The 18,898-nt window shown below is 33.5% G+C and carries 19 protein-coding genes; 11 read left to right on the top strand and 8 right to left on the bottom strand.

Going from position 1 to position 18,898, the window contains the following annotated elements; translation table 11 throughout:
* Positions 1-74 precede the first annotated feature (74 nt).
* The gene (locus LY01_RS05760; protein WP_104514877.1) at positions 75-374 is read left to right on the top strand and encodes a hypothetical protein; all 300 of its coding nucleotides are present in this window, start codon (positions 75-77) and stop codon (positions 372-374) included.
* Positions 375-414: 40 nt separating this feature from the next.
* Here the strand turns inward: LY01_RS05760 and LY01_RS05755 are convergent, their stop codons facing one another.
* On the bottom strand, positions 415-1,299 hold the full coding sequence (locus LY01_RS05755) for an AraC family transcriptional regulator (protein ID WP_104514876.1): 885 nt from the start codon (positions 1,297-1,299) through the stop codon (positions 415-417).
* 160 nt (positions 1,300-1,459) lie between these two features.
* Between LY01_RS05755 and LY01_RS05750 the strand changes: the two genes are divergently transcribed.
* The 3 genes from LY01_RS05750 to LY01_RS05740 all read left to right on the top strand — a co-directional run bounded on the left by LY01_RS05750 (position 1,460) and on the right by LY01_RS05740 (position 4,019).
* A complete protein-coding gene (locus LY01_RS05750; protein ID WP_104514875.1) occupies positions 1,460-2,137 on the top strand; it encodes an NAD(P)H-dependent oxidoreductase in 678 nt (225 codons plus the stop codon).
* 96 nt (positions 2,138-2,233) lie between these two features.
* Positions 2,234-3,238: an LLM class flavin-dependent oxidoreductase gene (locus LY01_RS05745; RefSeq protein ID WP_104514874.1), complete on the top strand. Its 1,005-nt coding sequence runs from the start codon at positions 2,234-2,236 to the stop codon at positions 3,236-3,238.
* A 157-nt stretch (positions 3,239-3,395) separates the two neighbouring features.
* Positions 3,396-4,019, top strand: a complete 624-nt coding sequence (locus LY01_RS05740; protein WP_104514873.1) for a MarC family protein — start codon at positions 3,396-3,398, stop codon at positions 4,017-4,019.
* A 96-nt stretch (positions 4,020-4,115) separates the two neighbouring features.
* On the opposite strand, the gene LY01_RS05735 is transcribed toward LY01_RS05740, so the two are convergent.
* The 3 genes from LY01_RS05735 to LY01_RS05725 all read right to left on the bottom strand — a co-directional run bounded on the left by LY01_RS05735 (position 4,116) and on the right by LY01_RS05725 (position 6,831).
* Positions 4,116-4,415, bottom strand: a complete 300-nt coding sequence (locus LY01_RS05735; RefSeq protein WP_104514872.1) for a hypothetical protein — start codon at positions 4,413-4,415, stop codon at positions 4,116-4,118.
* A gap of 305 nt (positions 4,416-4,720) precedes the next feature.
* On the bottom strand, positions 4,721-5,977 hold the full coding sequence (locus LY01_RS05730; RefSeq protein WP_104514871.1) for a mechanosensitive ion channel family protein: 1,257 nt from the start codon (positions 5,975-5,977) through the stop codon (positions 4,721-4,723).
* 287 nt (positions 5,978-6,264) lie between these two features.
* On the bottom strand, positions 6,265-6,831 hold the full coding sequence (locus LY01_RS05725) for a DUF4494 domain-containing protein (protein ID WP_104514870.1): 567 nt from the start codon (positions 6,829-6,831) through the stop codon (positions 6,265-6,267).
* A 346-nt stretch (positions 6,832-7,177) separates the two neighbouring features.
* Between LY01_RS05725 and LY01_RS05720 the strand changes: the two genes are divergently transcribed.
* Positions 7,178-8,353, top strand: coding sequence for a DUF4062 domain-containing protein (locus tag LY01_RS05720; RefSeq protein WP_104514869.1), 1,176 nt, complete (start codon positions 7,178-7,180; stop codon positions 8,351-8,353).
* 177 nt (positions 8,354-8,530) lie between these two features.
* Here the strand turns inward: LY01_RS05720 and LY01_RS05715 are convergent, their stop codons facing one another.
* The 4 genes from LY01_RS05715 to LY01_RS05700 all read right to left on the bottom strand — a co-directional run bounded on the left by LY01_RS05715 (position 8,531) and on the right by LY01_RS05700 (position 11,555).
* Positions 8,531-8,986: a TlpA family protein disulfide reductase gene (locus LY01_RS05715; protein ID WP_104514868.1), complete on the bottom strand. Its 456-nt coding sequence runs from the start codon at positions 8,984-8,986 to the stop codon at positions 8,531-8,533.
* A gap of 206 nt (positions 8,987-9,192) precedes the next feature.
* Entirely contained in the window at positions 9,193-9,801 is a 609-nt protein-coding gene (locus LY01_RS05710; RefSeq protein ID WP_146080370.1) for a hypothetical protein, read from the bottom strand.
* Between the two features lie 262 nt (positions 9,802-10,063).
* Positions 10,064-10,699 carry a thiamine phosphate synthase gene (locus tag LY01_RS05705; protein WP_104514866.1) on the bottom strand — a complete coding sequence of 212 codons (636 nt, stop codon included), beginning with the start codon at positions 10,697-10,699 and terminating at the stop codon, positions 10,064-10,066.
* 118 nt (positions 10,700-10,817) lie between these two features.
* The gene (locus tag LY01_RS05700) at positions 10,818-11,555 is read right to left on the bottom strand and encodes an NUDIX hydrolase (protein ID WP_104514865.1); all 738 of its coding nucleotides are present in this window, start codon (positions 11,553-11,555) and stop codon (positions 10,818-10,820) included.
* Positions 11,556-11,817: 262 nt separating this feature from the next.
* Here LY01_RS05700 and LY01_RS05695 point away from each other — a divergent pair, with 262 nt between their 5' ends.
* From LY01_RS05695 to LY01_RS05670, 6 genes are all read left to right on the top strand, one after another.
* Positions 11,818-12,735 carry a hypothetical protein gene (locus LY01_RS05695; RefSeq protein WP_245890644.1) on the top strand — a complete coding sequence of 306 codons (918 nt, stop codon included), beginning with the start codon at positions 11,818-11,820 and terminating at the stop codon, positions 12,733-12,735.
* An 88-nt stretch (positions 12,736-12,823) separates the two neighbouring features.
* Positions 12,824-13,891 (top strand): substrate-binding domain-containing protein, encoded by a 1,068-nt coding sequence (locus LY01_RS05690; RefSeq protein ID WP_104514864.1) that lies wholly within the window; start codon positions 12,824-12,826, stop codon positions 13,889-13,891.
* Positions 13,892-13,909: 18 nt separating this feature from the next.
* On the top strand, positions 13,910-15,442 hold the full coding sequence (locus LY01_RS05685) for a sugar ABC transporter ATP-binding protein (protein WP_104514863.1): 1,533 nt from the start codon (positions 13,910-13,912) through the stop codon (positions 15,440-15,442).
* Positions 15,443-15,452: 10 nt separating this feature from the next.
* Complete coding sequence (locus LY01_RS05680; protein ID WP_104514862.1) at positions 15,453-16,421, top strand: ABC transporter permease; 969 nt, start codon at positions 15,453-15,455, stop codon at positions 16,419-16,421.
* 13 nt (positions 16,422-16,434) lie between these two features.
* Positions 16,435-17,919, top strand: coding sequence for a mannitol dehydrogenase family protein (locus LY01_RS05675; protein WP_104514861.1), 1,485 nt, complete (start codon positions 16,435-16,437; stop codon positions 17,917-17,919).
* A 10-nt stretch (positions 17,920-17,929) separates the two neighbouring features.
* The gene (locus tag LY01_RS05670) at positions 17,930-18,811 is read left to right on the top strand and encodes a carbohydrate kinase family protein (RefSeq protein WP_104515198.1); all 882 of its coding nucleotides are present in this window, start codon (positions 17,930-17,932) and stop codon (positions 18,809-18,811) included.
* Positions 18,812-18,898 lie beyond the last annotated feature (87 nt).

Below are 18,898 nucleotides of genomic sequence, written 5' to 3'. Positions count from 1 at the left end.
AATGTTCTCAAAAGAATGAAATATTTTTACCTTTTGTTAAACAAAACTTATCTTTCAATTAACTTATTTAATAAATGACTTGGTTTCAAAATCTTAATATTTTCAAGAAACTTACCCTTCTTATCCTACTAATTTTATCTGTGGGTACAGTGTGTGGATATATAGCTCCTTCTTATGAGGGGACTCTTACCTACGGTAAATTAAACCTTATTTCTATAATCATACTTTTTGCTACCGTATTCTGGTCACTAGTTAATACAGGCTTGTTAATGAATAGGTATAAACGTAAGCTGTCTAAGCAATCATTCTGGATATTCCTGAGCATACTTCCATTTCTGTATATGGTTTTTTTAATATTTACAGGAAAATTGTAATTTACTGAAATTTAACAAGATAGATTTTTTTAAAGGTCTTTTAACCAGTACATCGAGCTCGTTTTAACAACATATACTCGCCATTTCTTTTAAATTCTCTTATAGATATACCTGTATAACGTTTAAAGGTTTTTGATAAATGGCTTATGTCTGTAAAACCTAGATCATCTGCTATTTGAGTAAGTGTAAAGTTAGAGTTAAGAAGACGTATCTCTACAAGTTTGAGTTTTGCTTTAATAATATATTCTCTTAAGGACATATTTACTTGTTTTTTAAAATACTCACTAACATAGGTAGGTGACATCATAAATACACTAGCGAGGTGATCAACTTTTAAAAGTTCTGTTTTATCAATGTTCTCATTGATGTAGTTAAGCATTTTTGTGATTCTTTGATCTGTAGTGTTATCTGAAACTTCGCTGTAAGTTCCTTTTTTTATATTTCTTATTAAAATTTCTAGTATACTAGTCATTAAACTAGTTATTAGGTTAATAGAAGTAGATCCATAGTTTCTCGACTCGGCTAGTATAATTTGTACAATACTCTCGAGATGTTTTCTATCTATTTCGTCTTTAATTATATCACCTGGCAACTGATTATAATTAGATAGAATAAAAGATGCTTCTTTAAACCATTCATTTCTATCAATATTAATTTTCCCTATATCCTTGAAAAAGGAATCTGTAAATTTTAAAAAGACAAATGTGGTAGGTTTCTCTACCGTAAAAGAATGGCATTTTAAAGGTGGTAATAGAAACAGGCTGTTTTTATGATAAGGTGAGAGGTTGTAATTAATGCATTGGGTGCCTTCTCCAGATTTTATAAGTACCAGTTCAAAGAAATTATTTTTAACAGGGCGAGGCTTCCATTCTGTTAATTCTATTTCTTGTATTTCAAAAGGTTTATATGTTTCTATAACATTCATTTATCTGGTATTTTGATCAAATTTAATCAATTCCCTCTATGGTTATCTATTATATAGGTAATTAACCTTGATTTGTACCTATATATCCTTTATTAATACCTTAATTAAGCTTGTTGGTACTAATATCTTTGTGCCTGTATAAATAGCAAATTTTAAATTCATGAACACACCTAACATTTCAAAAGAAGAAATACTCAACGCATTCCGTTATAGACATGCAACAAAAGAATTTGATGCTTCTAAAATAGTATCTAATGAAGATATGGAGTTTATTCTTAAAACCGCACAACTATCACCTAGTTCGTTTGGTTTTGAACCATGGCATTTTATAGTTGTCCAAAATAAAGAGCTACGTGAATTATTAAAACCTGTGGCTTGGGGTGCTCCTTTAAAATTAGATACAGCTAGTCATTTTGTTTTAGGACTAAGTATGAAAGCACCTATGATAAAACATGATGCAGATTATATCACACGTATGATGAAAGATGTTAAGCAACTGCCAGAAGATGTGATGGAGATGTATTCTAAGTTTTATAGAGAATTTCAAGAACGTGATTTTAACCTTAATACAGATAAGAAATTATTCGACTGGTCGTCAAAACAGACTTATATCGCATTAGGTAACATGATGACTGCTGCAGCATTGATCGGTATCGATTCTTGTCCTATAGAAGGTTTTCATCAAGAAAAAGCAGAGGCTTTATTACAAGATAAATTTGGTGTAGATATCAATAAATATGGCTTGTCATTTATGACTGCATTCGGTTATAGAAAAGCAGATCCAGAACACCCAAAAACTAGAAGAGAACTAGAAGAAATTGTAAGTTGGAAATCCTAATTTTGCTTATAGATCTTATAAGAATGATTTTAGTTTTATAGATACATTACAATATTTCTATTACTCGATAGTTGATCACTGAGCAACTTATATTTTATGAATACAAAACCTGTTTTATATTCCATTCTAGACCTAGCATTAGTTTCTCAAGGTCATACACTTAAAGAAACCTATAACAATGCTTTGAGACTTGCTCAACATGCAGAATTGTACGGTTATACGCGCTACTGGCTGGCAGAGCATCATAATGCTTCTAATATTGCTAGTAGTGCCACATCTATATTGATAGGATATGTAGCACAAAGTACCAACACTTTGCGCATAGGTTCTGGAGGTATCATGTTGCCCAATCACTCGCCACTTATCGTTGCAGAGCAATTCGGCACGCTAGCATCTTTATATCCTAATCGTATAGATCTAGGACTGGGTAGAGCACCAGGTACCGATAGAGAAACCGCACAAGCTATACGATCTGATTTCATGCAGGCAGCGCACTCTTTTCCAGCCGAATTAGAAAAAATACAAACTTATTTTTCTAAAGATAATGCCACTGCGCAAGTAAGAGCTACCGTTGCCGAAGGTGTAGAAGTACCTATTTATATACTCGGTTCTAGTACAGACAGTGCACACCTTGCGGCTAGAAAAGGGTTGCCTTATGCATTTGCAAGTCATTTTGCTACAACTCATTTAATGGAGGCTATACAGATCTATCGCAATGAGTTTACACCATCACAAGATCTAGAAAAACCTTATGTAATGGCAGGTGTCAACATTATTATAGCAGACACTGACGAAGAAGCAGAAAGAATGTCCACCTCATTAATACGCATGATAGTAGGAATCTTCACTGGTAACCGTGATTATGTACAACCTGGGACAGAGATGAATGATGAATTTAGAGAGCTATTAAAACATCATAAAGTACATCAAATGTTGAAGTATTCTTTTATAGGTAGTAAGAGTAAAGTTAAAGCACAAGTAAAAGACTTTATTGAAAAAACTGGGGTAGATGAATTAATTGCTGTTACTAATATTTATGACACAAATGACCGAATAAGATCTTATGAGTTATTTTCAGAAATAATGAAAGAATTGGCTTAAAACTCCTTCTTAAATTGTGGTATATTCAAGTAAAATAGGCAAATTGAATTGATATCATAAAATGCATTATAAACTCTTAATTGTGTTATAGTTAGCGGTAATATATCTAATATTGCCGCCTCGTATTTACGAGATGAAATAATTAAGACTTAATAGTATGGATAACTTACTAACCTTTTGTATCACTGTGTTTACAGGTTTTTTTGCGATAACTAATCCTATATCTAACATGACCGTTTTTTTATCGCTTACTCAAGGAGCAGATAAAAAAACAAAACTCGACATTAATAGAAGAGCAAACATTATTGCTTTTATTATTGTGACCGTGTTTGTTCTTCTAGGTAAATTTATTTTTGAATTGTTCAACATCAGTATTCCTGCCTTTAAAATTACTGGTGGTATTTTGATATTCTTCATAGGTTTTGACATGCTGCAGTCTAAGCAGTCTAGTGTAAAAAGCATTGATAATGTAAACATAGATGAGAACATAGCCGTATCACCACTTGCTATTCCTATTCTTGCAGGTCCCGGTACTATCGTTACCGCGATGAATTTTGTGTCTAAAGTTGAGATGTTACAAATTATTTTAGTGATCGCTATTTTTGGTTTTATGAGTTTGCTTACTTATTTCACCTTTAAATTGAGTGATCTAATTGTGAGAATAGTAGGAAATAACGTAATATCTGTAATTGGTAAAATTATGGGACTTATTATCGCGATAATAGGTACAGGTATGATTATTCAAGGTATTAAATTATCATTTGACCTTATTAAAAACTAAGTATAGTATAGATAGCTTTAATACGAATGCATAAAAAAAGCTTTCTAACAGGTTCTCTGTAGAAAGCTTTTTTTATTTAAAAATTAGCGACGTTTACTATCTAGCAGCGTCATCTCTTTCTAGATTATTATGACGGTCACCGCCCTGACTGTGTAACTTGTTCTCCTCATCATTTAAGGCTGGTGTACCGTTGCCTTTTTGGGCTGCAGTTCTACCAGGTATATCTAGATCACCACCTGTAAAATCTACTTTTTCTTTTCTATCGATGAGTTGCTGGTCTGCATTATTATCGCTGTGCAAGTTAGCATTGTCCTGATTTAATAGATCTTTATCGTGCTGCGTTATTTCTGGATTGTAGGTTAATTCTTTTTCTGTTTTTGTGGTTTCCTTTTTCATAATATCTTGTCTTTTCTTAAAGATAGGCAACAAGAACGCCGTAAGAATACCGTTTAACAATATCTCAACATGGGTTTATCATAACTTTTATAATAAGAGGTCTATTATGTTAAAATAAGCTTATAGCAAGATATTAGTGGCGTGCTGACAAGTAAATGATAGAAAAGGAGTGATGCTAGAAGTAAGAATCTATACAGCCATCACTTTAAGAATTATCAAAATGATGTAATAAAATCTAGGTGTGGGAATGTAAATTCCGCTTTCGCGAAAGCGGAACACACAAAAATCTATATGCTATACTGTAATTAAGAAAGCGGTTTAAGTTTCTTAAAACTAGAATTACTCGGTTCTTCAAAGAGTTCTAGATTAAAATAAGGAACAGCTGCAATGGTATGGTCAAAGATATCTGCCATGATGTATTCATAGTTTTCCCATCTCTTATCACTACTGAAGGCATAGATCTCTAGCGGCATGCCCTGACTAGTAGGAGCGAGCTGTCGCACCATAATCATCATGTCTTTATTGATACCAGAATGGTTCTCAATATAGGTCTCTATGTATTTTCTAAAAACGCCTATGTTAGTCATATTGCGTCCATTCAAGGGAAGTTCTTTATTGATATTATTTTTCTCATTATAGCTATCGATAGTTGCCTGGCGCTTTTCTACATAGCTAGAAATGAGGTCGATTTTTTTTAAGGTATCTACGTCATCTTTAGATAGATAAGTGATGCTATCTAACTTAATGTTTAAGGCTCTTTTTATACGTCTACCAGGAGAGTTTTCCATGCCTCGCCAGTTTTTAAACGAGTCAGATATGAGCGCATAAGTAGGAATAGTAGTAATGGTTTTATCAAAGTTTTGCACCTTTACCGTAGATAGATTAATCTCTACCACCGTACCGTCTGCACCGTATTTTTCAAAAGTAATCCAGTCGCTTATACGCACCATATCATTAATAGAAACCTGTATACTGGCTACAAAACCTAATATCGTATCTCTAAAAACAAGTATGATTATAGCAGACGCCGCACCCAGTGTGGTCATGAATTTTATGAATTCTATACCAGTGATAATCGCAAAAGCAGAAAATATACCGATTACCCAAGCAAAAATCATAAATACCTGTATGTAGCTATCTATAGGTTTATCCTTTAATCTAGATAGTGTTTTAAAATAATCCTTGAGTGCACTCAATAAACTACGTGCGATCCATAGGGTAAGAATTATGGCAAAAACCTTAAAACCCTTTTCTACCATATTCTCAAAATATGGAAAATCGGCAAAGACTACTGGTATAAACTCTAGACCAAGAATAAGCGGTATAATGTGCGCCACATTTTTGGGTACTTTGTTGGTCACCAAGAAATTATCAAACTTTGTTTTAGTCTTAATTGTAAACTGGGTAAACAGATTTACAATAATTCTTTTCACTATATAATCTACGAGTAATGCTACTATCAATAAAGCGATAAGTAGCGCGATCATATTGATATATCTAGCATAAGTGACCGACATGCCCATCTCAATTAGATAATCGTATAAAAAGTGTTTTGCATACATAATAAGGCTGTTTTTAATAATTCTAGCGTAGGGTATAAAAACGCTAAAACCTCAAAGAGTGTACAAAATTAGGCATCATAAAATAGATAGCACATTCTTTAACAAGGTTATTTATAGCGACTCTATTAAATCACGACTATCTTATCCTGATAATGGAGTGTTTAAGATCTAATTACATAAAGAAAATCCCTTAAAAATGATTCTTTCATTTCTAAGGGATTTTAAACATCAGTAATTTATATAATACTGCAATTACATATGTGGTATACTATTTTAAATAGAATAAGTTATTCCTCTTCGGCAGCAGCGAGAACATCATCATGGTCCAGTTGTGCATCGATAATTCCTACCGGTTCTGGAGTAGAATCTTTTAATGCGACAAAAGCCTTTAAACGCTCCATATCATTCTCTTCTCCAGTAAAATATGGAAATACATCCATAATAGGCGACTCTGAAATTGCAGGAATCGTGTATTCTCCCATCGTGTCTGCCATCGTGCTTACCGTGTTGTCATAAGCCTCTTTTACATCGTTAGCTTGCACTAGTAAATATAAATTAGTCTTACGTTCCTTACCGCTTTCTTCGTCAAAGGCGATAAGAGACACACGCGACTTGAACCATCTATCCGTATTCTCAAAAGGGTGGATCTCTGCAAAGTTTGCCACCTTAATATTAGTAATCTTAATCTCTTCACTCTCTGGCAAGTAAGCCGCCATTTCATGAGTGATTCTACTCTCAGCCTCTGTATAAGAAATCGCATCTACTAGAAACGGTTCTGTCTTTATCTTTTGTGTTCCTGACGCTTCATCAAATTTTCTATATTTCACTTTACATTCGTACCAGGTTGCGCTCATCTTTTTTGTTTTTATGGGTGCCAAATATACCCTAGCACAACAACCCAAATCTTTAAAAAACCGAATAGATATTCACAAATTGAATCACGTCCCTTTAGGTCGTTTGCTTCTAGCAGTTTAGAGATTTTAAAATTTTAAAAGTTCTTTGTTCTCTACAGTTCCGCTTTCGCGAAAGAGGGGTTGTTTAATGATCTATTGATAGATTTGTTTTTCAGAAAAGTTATTTACTTAGTTCTTTGATTTAGTGAAAGTTTATTACGGATTCCCGTAATTGATTTCTTTTAGGATTAGTTACTTTTGGTTAAATATTATTCTTATCCATTTATTTTTAAGCTAAATTTTAAGTATGCCTTTACCAATTACACAATATCAAATATTTTTAGGATCTCCCGGTGAATTGTCAGATGAAAGAACATTAATTGAAGACGTAATAAAAGAATTGAATATTACATTCGGTATGCCTAATCAAATAAGTCTTCAATTATTGAAATGGGAAACACATTCTGCTCCTGCTGTTACTGATAATCATGTACAAGAGATAATTAATAATGATATTGGCCAAAGTTATGACCTGTTTATTGGTCTTTTATGGAAAAGATTTGGAACTCCGACCAATAAGGCTGAGTCAGGAACAGAAGAAGAGTTTTTGCATGCTTATGATCGTTTTCAAAATAATCCAAATTCTTTACAAATACTTTTTTATTTTAAAAACGCTCCAATTACACCTGATGTTGATTTAGTTCAATTGGGAAAAGTTCAAAAATTTAAAAAAGATATCATCAATAAGAATGTATTATATGGTGATTACTCAGATGGTGAGCAATTAAGCTCTTTTTTAAGAATACACATACCTAAACGAATATTACAGATTCATAATAATCAATCTAATAAGAAAGAAATTAGTGAAGTTGTAATAGATGAAGTTTATACTTCAGATATTTTAATTGAAGAAGAATATGGTCTTATCGATTATCAAGAACAGTTTGAAGAATCTATAGAAAATTCTAATCAAGCTTTATCAAGGATAACTGAATCTATGAATTGGATCAGTGATCAATTCTCAAAGAAAACAATTGAGATTACTGAGTTATCCTCTAAAATCAATAATCCACCTTCAAGAAAAACAGTTAGAAGTATAATGGTGAGGATTTCCAAGTCTATGGGAACTTTCGGTAAAAGAATAGAAACGGAAACACCTATTTTCTTTGACAACTTTCAAAATGCTATTAATGCAATGCAAAAGACATTAGAAATATATCGATCTGATTTTAGAGTTGATCAAGATGAAGCATTAGAAACTAAAGAAAGTTTGATTGAATTAATAATCGAAATGAATGGTGCATTACCTGCTACTCAGGAATTTGTTCAATCAATCGAAGACTTACCCAGAATGTCTAAGGAAATAAATATGGCTAAATCTGATTTAAAAAATAAATTAGATGAACTTGTTAAAAATATTGTTATAAGCATTTCAATATCTAATGATCTGTTGGATTCTTTTAACGATTTCATCGATAATTAAATTAAAAATTTAAACTTTTTTTTAATTGACTAATATCACTCTTTTCATCTACTCTGCAAGCAAAGACCGATCTAGGTCTGTTCAGGATTATTTTAATAGGCAATAGTCACAGGATCCTTTTGTACTTGTTGATATTAATAACGAAATTTTTGATCAGTGAAGTAAATTTGTTTTTTATTATTCTTCTATTACCACCAAACTCTCCAACGCATAAAACAATCGATTCTTAGCGTTATCCTGTGATCCAAATACAGAACGGTAGAGGTTACCAGTTTTGGTGATTAGTAGCCATTGTGGTGTGCCTTCTGCTTTAAACTGGTCGTAGACTTTGTGATACTGGTCTATGTAAATAGGGAAGGGAATCTGGCCGGTGGTAAATATGCTTTTTATGTTTTCTGTGTTTCCCTCGCGGTTTTTAAAATCGCTGTGTATGGCGGCTACTTGTATACTGGGATATTGCAGTTGAAACTCATAGGCGAGTGGTATGGCGCGACCTGTGCAACCCAGACAGTCGTTGTTATAGATAAGTAATAACTGCACTTGGTTTTTGTGCTCTTGCATGAGATCTACCGTATTACCATCGAGATCTTTTACTACTATAGTGTCTATACTAATGGGTAAGGTGTCGCTCATTTTTATGGTACTTTGCTGGTTATATAAGATCTACTATCTAGTGTATGGATTGCTTTTTTTCTACTCGCGTTACCGATTGCAACGGCATCCTTTTGTTTTTCTTTTAAAACAAAAGATATAGTGGAAAGCGGGACCTTTTTTAGGGAAACGCCCATAGAAATATAGGGGTTCTATTGCTTTAAGTAAATGGAAAAAGGGGTACTGGTTTACTTATTAAAGAGTTGTTTAATAGATTTAAGTAATTGATCTTTTATTTTATCTAAAGATTTTGGGTCTGTTGCGGTAACGCTGGTGGTGGCAATGGGAGCATTTTGTGACGGTTCATTAATATCATAAACCGCAGCTTCTATGACATAGGTGGTTACTTGTTTTGTGTCGTACTCTGGCTCATCTTCATTATAACGCTCTAGACTTAATGTATGTAAACCGTTCATGTAATTGTGTAGTGATTTACTCATTACGGTATCTACGGTCTGTGATTTTTTTGTCGCAAAAAGAATTTTACTGATTTGTTTTTCTTTGCAGTCTTCTACAAAGGCAGCTATTTCTTCTTGGGTTCTTACTTCTTTATAAACAATGTCTGGAAAGATATCGTGCATTTTATAGGTAAAAATGCCTTCTTTTATTAGAATTTGGGCGGTTTGGTCTTCAAATTCTTTTTGCAGTTTCTGGTCATCGGTATTAGCATATACTAATATCTTATCGATGGTCTGGTTATCAAAACCGTCTGATTTCCATGAGGCAGTGGTCATTTTTGAGGTAGAACAGCTGGCGCAAAGTATCAGGATGCCTATAATAAAAATACTATTTTTCATAAGATCTGCTTTTAAGATAAAATCATAAAACCCAACGGATTTCATCTTCTATTCAAAGTTAATGGATACGGCTGTTTTAATGGGTATAAAATGAAATAAATGAAGTGCACATTTAATGAGTTACTGATTATTACTTAATAGTAAAAAATAGTAACTCATTAAATGGGATAGTCATTACTAGGCAGGTCATTAACTACCTTATTCTATACATAGAAGGTATTACCTTTTTAAAACTGTGTTGTGTACTTTGAGTATGAAGTAATTATTTAAAAGAATGGCGCATTTCCTCCACCACAGATGCTCCTAAGAGTTGATTGAATTTTTTAATGCTGTTAAAATCGGCATGTAAACCTTGTGCAACTAATAATCCAGAGACTCCTGTCTCAAGTATATCGTTTACATCTTCTGTGGTGACGTTACCATAACCTAGAATAGGAGTAAAGGTTTCTAATGCGTCTACTATTGCAGTATAACCATTTATTCCTAAAGGTGTTATAGTAGAGTCGTTTATAGCTTTATATGGTCCTAATGCGATGTAATCTACATCTTTAGATATAAGATTTTCACAGTCTTGCAAGGTATGCGCTGTAGCGCCTATCGTTTGCCATGTATAGAGATGTTTTCTAGCATGTTCAATGCTGTGGTCTTGAGGTTCTAGAAAAATACCGTCTGCCTTAATCTCGTGTGCAATTTTATAATGGGTCTTTATGACTAGCCTGGTTTGAAAATGTGCGGTTATTTTTATAACCTCTTCGGCCAGGTTCAAATGATCTTTTACAGGTATGTGATCTAAGTCCAGTTGTACTAATTCTACACCACAGCTACATGCTTTTTGAATGTTTTGTAGGTGGTCTATGGTAGAACTGGCTTGAGAACGGTAATGTAGTTTGGGGATCATTATGGGCTGTTTAGTGTTTATTTGGAATAAACAAAAATAAAATATTTACAGCGCTCTTATATTTTAAAAAGTTAAAAGATTAAATAAATGATAACACAAGAGTGTTGATAACTCATCTTTAAATGCTGATCAAGTAATTTTTTTCAAATACCTTATCATATACATCTTTACTGAACATGTAGAGTTGAGCTGGTTTTTTAGAAACACCTACTTGTTTTTCATCTAGTGCGATAATGTACTTTTTATTGATGAGTTTTCTTCTGAAATTACGGTTGTCTATTTCTATACCTAATATAGACTGGTAGAGGTCTTGTACCTCGTTGATGGTAAATTTATCTGGTAATAATTTAAAGATAATAGGCTCTGACAGGCATTTTACTTTAAGATCTTTATAGGCTTCTAGAATTATCTTTTCATGGTCAAAACCTAGTTCTGGCAATGCTGTTACAGGAAACCAGGTAGCACTGTATGGGTTATTTTCAAGATCTACATCTTCTGTTTTTAATAGAAAATAATAGGCTATGGTTATGGTTCTAGAGTTAAAACCTTCGTTTTCTATCCATAACAAGTCTTTCTTACTAGTTAAACGATCTGGATTACCAAATGCCTTAAATTGCTTTTTATACTGGTCTGTAAGTCCAGTTAATTCTTTAAGAACACGTGTTGCGGTCTGGTCGAGTGTCTCTTCTTTATGTACATGGTAACCGGTAAGAACATGATCGTTTACAAGAACCTCTTGTGTAGTTTTTGATTCTAGATAACGCTTAATCAATAAGACGTTTAATGATTTTGCATTTATATCATAGCCGAAAACAACACAATCTACCGATATGTTATCTATTTTTTTTGAGTTCATATTCTTAAGTTATTTATAAGACTAAGTGATCGCAATATATACATTATCTTTTTTGAAATGCTATTAAACGTCATTTAAACGGTATTTTTTAATTTACGATTTTGTCATTTTACGCTCTATTTTATCAATATAAAGCAGTTATGTGATAAAATACTACACAAATATTTAGATATTATAGTGTTTAATCCATTAATTGTAATACATTTGAAAAACAAACGTAAAAAAGACGTTTATAAAATATGTCTTATTAAAAAGCTTAATTATGTTAGATAATAATCAATTGATGGAAACGAAAGCGTGTAAAAAGCAATCCTTTTATAAAAGGTCTTTTATTCTAGTTTCTATAAGCATGATGTTGTTTGCAGGAGGGTTTAATGTACAAGCACAAGATGTAACTACCGTAGAGAATGAAGTGGTAGAAAAAGAAATGATTACGGTAGATAATGAGATGGACAGTTATGAGCCTTTTAGTATAAGCGGTCATTTAAAAAACATGCATACCTGGCATGGATTTGTCGTACATCCAGGTGCGCTGTTTGCTACGAGTCTAGAATACAATACTAGAAATAAGAAATTTACATTTGGTGTTTGGGGTGGAGCGAGTTTTTCTTCTGTAGATGTAGAGAACATAACTACTGGAGAGAATGAAAGCGCTTATTATAGAGAATTTTCTATTTATACCAAATACCGTTTTTCTGATCGGTTTTTTATAGAGGCTGTTTCTCATAATAACTATACTGGTGTAGAAGAACGTGGTGATGAATTAAGTTACTGGAGTTATGATAGAACGCAAGGGTACAACTTTGTAGATGTCAACTTCGGTTATAATGTAACTCCTAATACCTTATTATATCTAGCCACTATTATAAATGGCGGTTCTGGAGATTTTGAGATAGAAGAAGATGGTAATTTAAAGAACTCGTGGACGCAATACTTTGAGGTAAGTAGTAAAGTATGGCAAAATGAGACAGCTGATTTATCTGTTTTTGCTGGTGGTGCCTGGTCTTTCTTTACTGATAAAACGTTCTACACAGAGAGTTCTGGTAATATTATTAATGTAGGAGCAACCTACAGCAAGAGGTTTTCTGTACTAGAATATCAAGTGCCTGTGGCAGTAACAGCTATGTGGAATCCTGAGCAAGAAAGAACTGTTTTACAACTGGATATCACGCTGTTTTAAAGTGTGAAATAGTCCTTATATTTATAGTAATAAAATGAAAATCATTAATTTATACTAAGAATTTATTATTTATTCAAATATTTAAATCATGAAAAATATAAACTTAAAGTCTGCTTTTAAGAGCTTGTTTTTACCAGCAGTATTGGTCGTTTTTTGTACGACTTTTTCTAGCTGTGTAGAACATCTAGATGCAGGTACCACAACAGATTCAAGTAGTCAGGAATCTACAGGAGATATTTTTGATAGTGAGCTGGATCTAACAGGTAAGAAAATAGGCTATTGTACACCATCTTTAAATGCTCCATATTATCAGGCGTTATTACAAAGTATTAAATCTACTACAGAGAAGAATGGAATGATATTCTTATCTGCCGACGGTCAGGACGATATTACTAAACAAATAGCTGCTGTCGAAGATCTTATTACTAAAGGTGTAGACGCTTTATTGTTAAATCCAAAGGATCCTGATGCACTGGTAGGAATCACTAACATCGCTACGGATGCAGGAATACCTGTGTTTATTATAGACAGTTCTATAGACGATAGCGCAAACGTTGTAACTACCATACAGTCTAATAATCTAGCAAATGGAGAACTTGCTGGAGAGTGGCTGGCAAAGGAAATGAGAAATAAAGAAATGAATATTGCTTTATTGAGTGGTAATGCCGGTAATCCTGTAGGGAGAACACGTAAACAAGGCTTGTTACAAGGTATTACAGAAGAGCAACTGAGAACACAAGGTAAAATAGATCTTAATATAAAGACACAAGCTTATACAGAATGGTCTTATGCAGGTGGTTTAAAAGCTATGGAAGACATTCTCGTTGCTCATCCAGATGTAAACGTAGTAATAACAGAATCAGATGTTTGTGTTCTAGGTGCCATAAAAGCTATAGCCCAAGCAGGTAAAACAGATGATATTTTAATAGTCGCTGGTGCAGATGGTCAGAAAGAAGCCATTAAATACATCATGGAAACGGACTTTTATGGTTGTACAGCTATGAATAGTCCAGTTCAAATAGGTATCAACTCTGTAAAATACGCAATGGAATACATGAACGGTAAAAGAGATTTCCCTAAAAAATCTTTTACTGTTCCATTGCTCATTACCAAAGAAAATGCAGAGCAGTACTATAATCCCAATGCATTATTTTAATGTCTAACTAGTATGGTTATGAAAAATTCAGAAAACGACTATCGTCTAGAAATGACAGGAATATCAAAAAGTTTTGGTGTGGTGTCTGTTCTTAAAGATGTGAATTTAAAAGTAAAGCCAGGAGAGATCCATGCTTTACTAGGAGAGAATGGCGCTGGTAAATCGACATTGATCAAGATTTTGAGTGGTGTCCATCACAAGGATACCGGTACGGTACGTTTAAATGGACAAGAGATTAATCCTAAAAACACTCATGAAGGTCAGGTTTTAGGAATAAGTGTGGTCTATCAAGAGCTATCTCTTGTAAACGATCTCTCGGTAGCAGAAAATGTTTATTTACACAAACTAGGTGCTAGCAAATTCTGGATGAATTGGGATAAGATCACTAGAGATGCCCAAGAGTTATTAGATTCATTAGGCTTTACTATTGACGCTTCCGCGAAAGTGAGAGATCTAAGCATTGTGCAAAAGCAAGTGGTCGAGATTGCAAAAGCACTGTCAGAAGACACTAAAGTACTGGTGTTAGACGAACCAACAACGGTATTTGATCCTACCGATACTAAAAAGTTATTTGATAATCTGTTTAGACTAAAAGAGAAAGGAATTTCTATCATCTATATATCACACCATCTAGACGAAATTATCAAAATAGCAGACTCTGTCACAGTTCTTAGAGATGGAGTAGATACAGGAAGTATGCCTATATCAGAGACCGATACAGATGGTATTATCAGATTAATGATAGGACGTGATTTAAAAGATTTATTTCCTGCTAGAAATGTAGAAATAGGAACCGAGCCTGTTTTTCAAGTTAAAAACCTAACAGCTAGAGATACTATTGTACATGATGTTTCTTTTTGTGTACGACCTGGAGAAGTGTTGGGAATTGCTGGTTTAGGTGGTAGTGGGAGAACAGAAACTGCAAAATTAATTTTTGGAGCAGATAAAAAGAAATCAGGAACGTTAATCCTAGACGGTAAAGAGATTAAAACTAAATCTCCAGTTGATGCTGCAGCTTTTCAAATAGGTTTTGTATCAGAAGATAGAAAGGAAGAAGGAGTGTTTTTACCGCTTTCTATAAGACGTAATATAAGCGTCACGAGCTTTAAATCCATCTCTGGTAAATTAGGTTTTATTAATGTAGAAAACGAGTACAAAAAGGTATTAGGCCTTATTGAAAAATTAAACATTAAAACACCAAGTTCTGAGGTAAATGTAAAAAATCTAAGTGGTGGAAATCAACAAAAAGTGGCATTAGCAAAATGGCTGAGTATCGATAGTAAAGTGATATTTATAGATGAGCCTACTCGTGGTGTAGATGTCGGTGCAAAAATCGAAATCTATAATCTCATCAATGAAGTGGCAAAAAAAGGAGTAGGAGTAGTGGTTATATCGTCTGACATGCCAGAGATTATGGGGATCTCAGACCGTATTCTAGTGATGCATCAAGGTACTATTTATGGAGAGCTACAAAAAGACCAATTTACAGAAGAAAATATACTACGTTACTCTATAGGTAAACGATTAAAACAACAAACTCAAACTATATAAAATTCACGTTATGGCTTTAACATTAAAAGAACAACTGAGCAGTCCTGGTGGGATTCTTAAGTTTTTAGTCAAATATAATACGGTATTCATTTTTATTTTACTCGTTATATTTTCAGCATTAATTTCTGATGTGTTCTTCACATCGGCAAATATTACTAATTTACTCAAGCAAGTATCTGGAATAGGTATTATTAGTATCGGTATGTTAATCGTAATTCTTACTGGTGGTATTGATTTATCTGTAGGCTCGCTGGTCGCATTGCTGGCAGTAACTTTTGCCATATTGGTTAATCTAGTCGTCTTGCCACTAGCTATATTACTAACCATAGTTATTGGTTTTAGTTTAGGTAGTATTTCAGGTTATCTAGTCGCCTATCAAAAAATGGCTCCTTTTGTAGCCACACTAGCGTTAATGACTATAGCTAGAGGTTTAGGTTTTATTTATTCTAAAGGATCACCAGTAACTTTTAAAACGGCAGGTGGTGTTTTTATGTCTGACTTTGCAAACAATTCTACGCTAGGAGTACCAAATATCGCTATTGTATTTTTTCTAATCGTTATCGCTGCTATGGTGATGCTTCGTTATAATGTTTTTGGTCGTTTGATCATAGCTATAGGTAGTAATGAAGAGGCTTCTCGATTATCAGGTATTAAGGTAAATAAATATAAGTTTTTAGTTTATGCTATATCTGGAGCGCTAGCTGCGACAGCTGCTATTATAGTTGCTTCTAGAACAAATTTAGGATCTCCTAATATGGGAATGTCTTGGGAGCTAGATGCTATTGCAGCAGTAGTTATAGGTGGTGCTAGCTTAAATGGTGGTAGAGGTACTGCTATAAATACGCTTATGGGAGTTCTAATTTTAGGACTTATCAGTAATATTCTTAACCTATTAAATGTTCCTTCTTACCCTCAACAAGTGGTAAAAGGAGCGATTATCATATTTGCCGTTTTACTTCAAAGATTTGAAAGCAAATAATTAAACTATTCAGATGAAAAATTATCAACTTAATACAGAAAACCTTTCAAAAATTTCAGAAAGTATCGCTGTACCCACATACGATAGAACAAAGGTTAAAACAGGAATTGTACATGTAGGTATAGGTGGTTTTCACAGATCTCATGAAGCGTTTTATACCGATCAATTATTGCATGATCCTTCAGCTTCTGAATGGGGAATTTGCGGAATTGCATTACTAGAATTTGATACTAAAATTTATCAAACCTTAAAGAATCAAAATGGACTGTACACATTAATAGTTAAAGAACTAGATGGTACACAAACTACTAGAGTTATAGGCTCTATAGTAGAATATCTATATGCACCAGAGAATACGCTTGCTGTAATAGAAAAAATGGCCAGTCCAGAGGTTAAAATTATATCATTGACCATTACAGAAGGTGGTTATAATTATAATGAGGCTACCAAAGAATTTGATTTTAGTACTCCATCCATACAACATGATTTAGAGAATCCTGATGCTCCTAAAACAATATTTGGTTATTTAACACAAGCATTAAAATTAAGAAAAGAGCGTGGTTTAAAAGGTTGTACTATTCAGTCATGTGATAATATTCAAGGAAATGGTCACATGACTAAAAGAATGTTATTGAGTTATGTGGCTAAAGCAGTTCCAGAGTTAGTAGACTGGATAGAGTGTCATGTATCTTTCCCTAATGCAATGGTAGATAGAATTACTCCTGCAACAGCTGCTAGTGATATTACTAATTTAAAAGAAACCACAGGGGTACAAGATGCATGGCCTGTAGTTTGTGAACCTTTTAAGCAATGGGTCATAGAAGATGATTTTATAGAAGGTAGACCGGCATGGGAGACTGTAGGTGCGCAATTTGTAGAAAATGTAGAACCTTACGAAAAAATGAAATTGAGTTTGCTTAACGCAGGACATTCTGTGTTAGGGATTCTGGGAGCATTAATAGGATATGATACCATAGATGAGTCTGTTTCTAACTCTAATATCAGTACATTTTTGCATAACTATATGGATATAGAGGTGACTCCTACATTAGGTGATCTAGAAGGGATTAATTTAAAAGAATATAAAGACTCGTTAATAGAACGCTTTGGAAATATCAACATTAAAGATCAAATCGACCGTATTTGTTCAGAGAGTTCAGCAAAGTTTCCCATCTTTATTTTACCAACTGTAAAAGCACAGTTAGTTGAAAAAGGATCGGTAGAGCTTGCAGCTTTTGTAGTAGCAGCATGGGCTATTTATAGTTTAGGTAAGGATGAAAATGGAAAGGAATTAGTAATAAAGGATGCGATGAAATCACAGCTTCATGAAAAAGCTGTTGCTTCTGTTATAGAGCCTGCTAGCTTTTTAACGCTAGAGTCTATTTTTGGAAATTTATCTTCTTCTACTATTTTTAAAGATGCATTTACAAAAGCATATCAAGATATTACAAAGAATGGAGTAGAGCAATCTGTGATCAACTTAAACGCTAAGAATTAAACAGATGGAAATGAAGAATATAGTTTGTTATGGTGAAGTGCTTTGGGACGTTTTTCCTACACATAAAAAAATAGGTGGAGCTCCCTTAAACGTTGCCTTGCGTTTACAATCTTTAGGTAATTCAGTTTCTGTTATCAGCAGTATAGGAGATGATAAAAAAGGTAGCGAAATAAAAGAATACACAGTAGAACAAGGTGTAAATGCTGATCATATCCAAGTTCATAAAGAGTTAAAAACAGGAAAAGTAAAGGTTATGCTTAACCAGAAAGGTTCTGCTTCTTACGATATTATGTATCCTAGAGCTTGGGATAAAATCCAGTTGACTGAAGAAAACGAGAAATTGACCGAAAACGCCGATGCTTTTATCTACGGTAGTTTGGCTGCAAGAGATGAAACGTCTAGACATACCTTATACGAGCTTTTAAAGCTGGCATCTTATAAAATATTTGATGTGAACCTGAGAGAGCCGTATTATACAAAAGAGGTTTTAGCTCATTTAATGGAACAAGCAGATTTTATTAAATTTAATGATGATGAGATTTTTGAAATAGGAGAGAAGCTCGAATCAAAAACTCACTCTTTAGAACAGAATATTAAATTCATTGCAGACTTTACCGATACAAAAACTATTTGTGTTACAAAAGGACGTCACGGTGCTATTTTATATTATAATGATACCTTCTATTATAACAGTGGTTATCAAGTAGAAGTCGTGGATACCGTAGGTGCTGGAGATTCCTTTTTGGCAACTTTAATCAGTAAGTTACTTAAAGAAAATCTACCACAAGAAGCTATTAATTATGCTTGTGCAGTAGGAGCGTTAGTCGCAAGTAGTGAAGGTGCAAACCCACAAATTATAGAACAAGATATTATTGATTTTATGAATTCTTAAACCATCTTTAATCTCAAGATGGTTAAATGATTTGAGATAATTATTTATATGAATAACTAGTTTACTTAATGTATCTTAATCATTTTT

It is taken from the genome of Nonlabens xylanidelens (assembly GCF_002934445.1).
GTDB classification, from domain to species: Bacteria; Bacteroidota; Bacteroidia; order Flavobacteriales; family Flavobacteriaceae; genus Nonlabens; species Nonlabens xylanidelens.
This window is presented reverse-complemented; position numbering and strand designations above follow the sequence as displayed.

Excerpts from the sequence above, each read along its gene's own strand:
- LY01_RS05740 (WP_104514873.1), top strand. The coding sequence starts at position 3,396 with ATGGATAACTTACTAACCTTTTGTATCACTGTGTTTACAGGTTTTTTT.
- LY01_RS05680 (WP_104514862.1), top strand. The coding sequence starts at position 15,453 with ATGGCTTTAACATTAAAAGAACAACTGAGCAGTCCTGGTGGGATTCTT.
- LY01_RS05695 (WP_245890644.1), top strand. The coding sequence starts at position 11,818 with ATGTTAGATAATAATCAATTGATGGAAACGAAAGCGTGTAAAAAGCAA.
- LY01_RS05705 (WP_104514866.1), bottom strand. The coding sequence starts at position 10,699 with ATGATCCCCAAACTACATTACCGTTCTCAAGCCAGTTCTACCATAGAC.
- LY01_RS05685 (WP_104514863.1), top strand. The coding sequence starts at position 13,910 with ATGAAAAATTCAGAAAACGACTATCGTCTAGAAATGACAGGAATATCA.
- LY01_RS05715 (WP_104514868.1), bottom strand. The coding sequence starts at position 8,986 with ATGAGCGACACCTTACCCATTAGTATAGACACTATAGTAGTAAAAGAT.
- LY01_RS05745 (WP_104514874.1), top strand. The coding sequence starts at position 2,234 with ATGAATACAAAACCTGTTTTATATTCCATTCTAGACCTAGCATTAGTT.
- LY01_RS05690 (WP_104514864.1), top strand. The coding sequence starts at position 12,824 with ATGAAAAATATAAACTTAAAGTCTGCTTTTAAGAGCTTGTTTTTACCA.
- LY01_RS05710 (WP_146080370.1), bottom strand. The coding sequence starts at position 9,801 with ATGAAAAATAGTATTTTTATTATAGGCATCCTGATACTTTGCGCCAGC.
- LY01_RS05720 (WP_104514869.1), top strand. The coding sequence starts at position 7,178 with ATGCCTTTACCAATTACACAATATCAAATATTTTTAGGATCTCCCGGT.
- LY01_RS05755 (WP_104514876.1), bottom strand. The coding sequence starts at position 1,299 with ATGAATGTTATAGAAACATATAAACCTTTTGAAATACAAGAAATAGAA.
- LY01_RS05750 (WP_104514875.1), top strand. The coding sequence starts at position 1,460 with ATGAACACACCTAACATTTCAAAAGAAGAAATACTCAACGCATTCCGT.
- LY01_RS05670 (WP_104515198.1), top strand. The coding sequence starts at position 17,930 with ATGAAGAATATAGTTTGTTATGGTGAAGTGCTTTGGGACGTTTTTCCT.
- LY01_RS05725 (WP_104514870.1), bottom strand. The coding sequence starts at position 6,831 with ATGAGCGCAACCTGGTACGAATGTAAAGTGAAATATAGAAAATTTGAT.
- LY01_RS05730 (WP_104514871.1), bottom strand. The coding sequence starts at position 5,977 with ATGTATGCAAAACACTTTTTATACGATTATCTAATTGAGATGGGCATG.
- LY01_RS05760 (WP_104514877.1), top strand. The coding sequence starts at position 75 with ATGACTTGGTTTCAAAATCTTAATATTTTCAAGAAACTTACCCTTCTT.
- LY01_RS05700 (WP_104514865.1), bottom strand. The coding sequence starts at position 11,555 with ATGAACTCAAAAAAAATAGATAACATATCGGTAGATTGTGTTGTTTTC.
- LY01_RS05675 (WP_104514861.1), top strand. The coding sequence starts at position 16,435 with ATGAAAAATTATCAACTTAATACAGAAAACCTTTCAAAAATTTCAGAA.
- LY01_RS05735 (WP_104514872.1), bottom strand. The coding sequence starts at position 4,415 with ATGAAAAAGGAAACCACAAAAACAGAAAAAGAATTAACCTACAATCCA.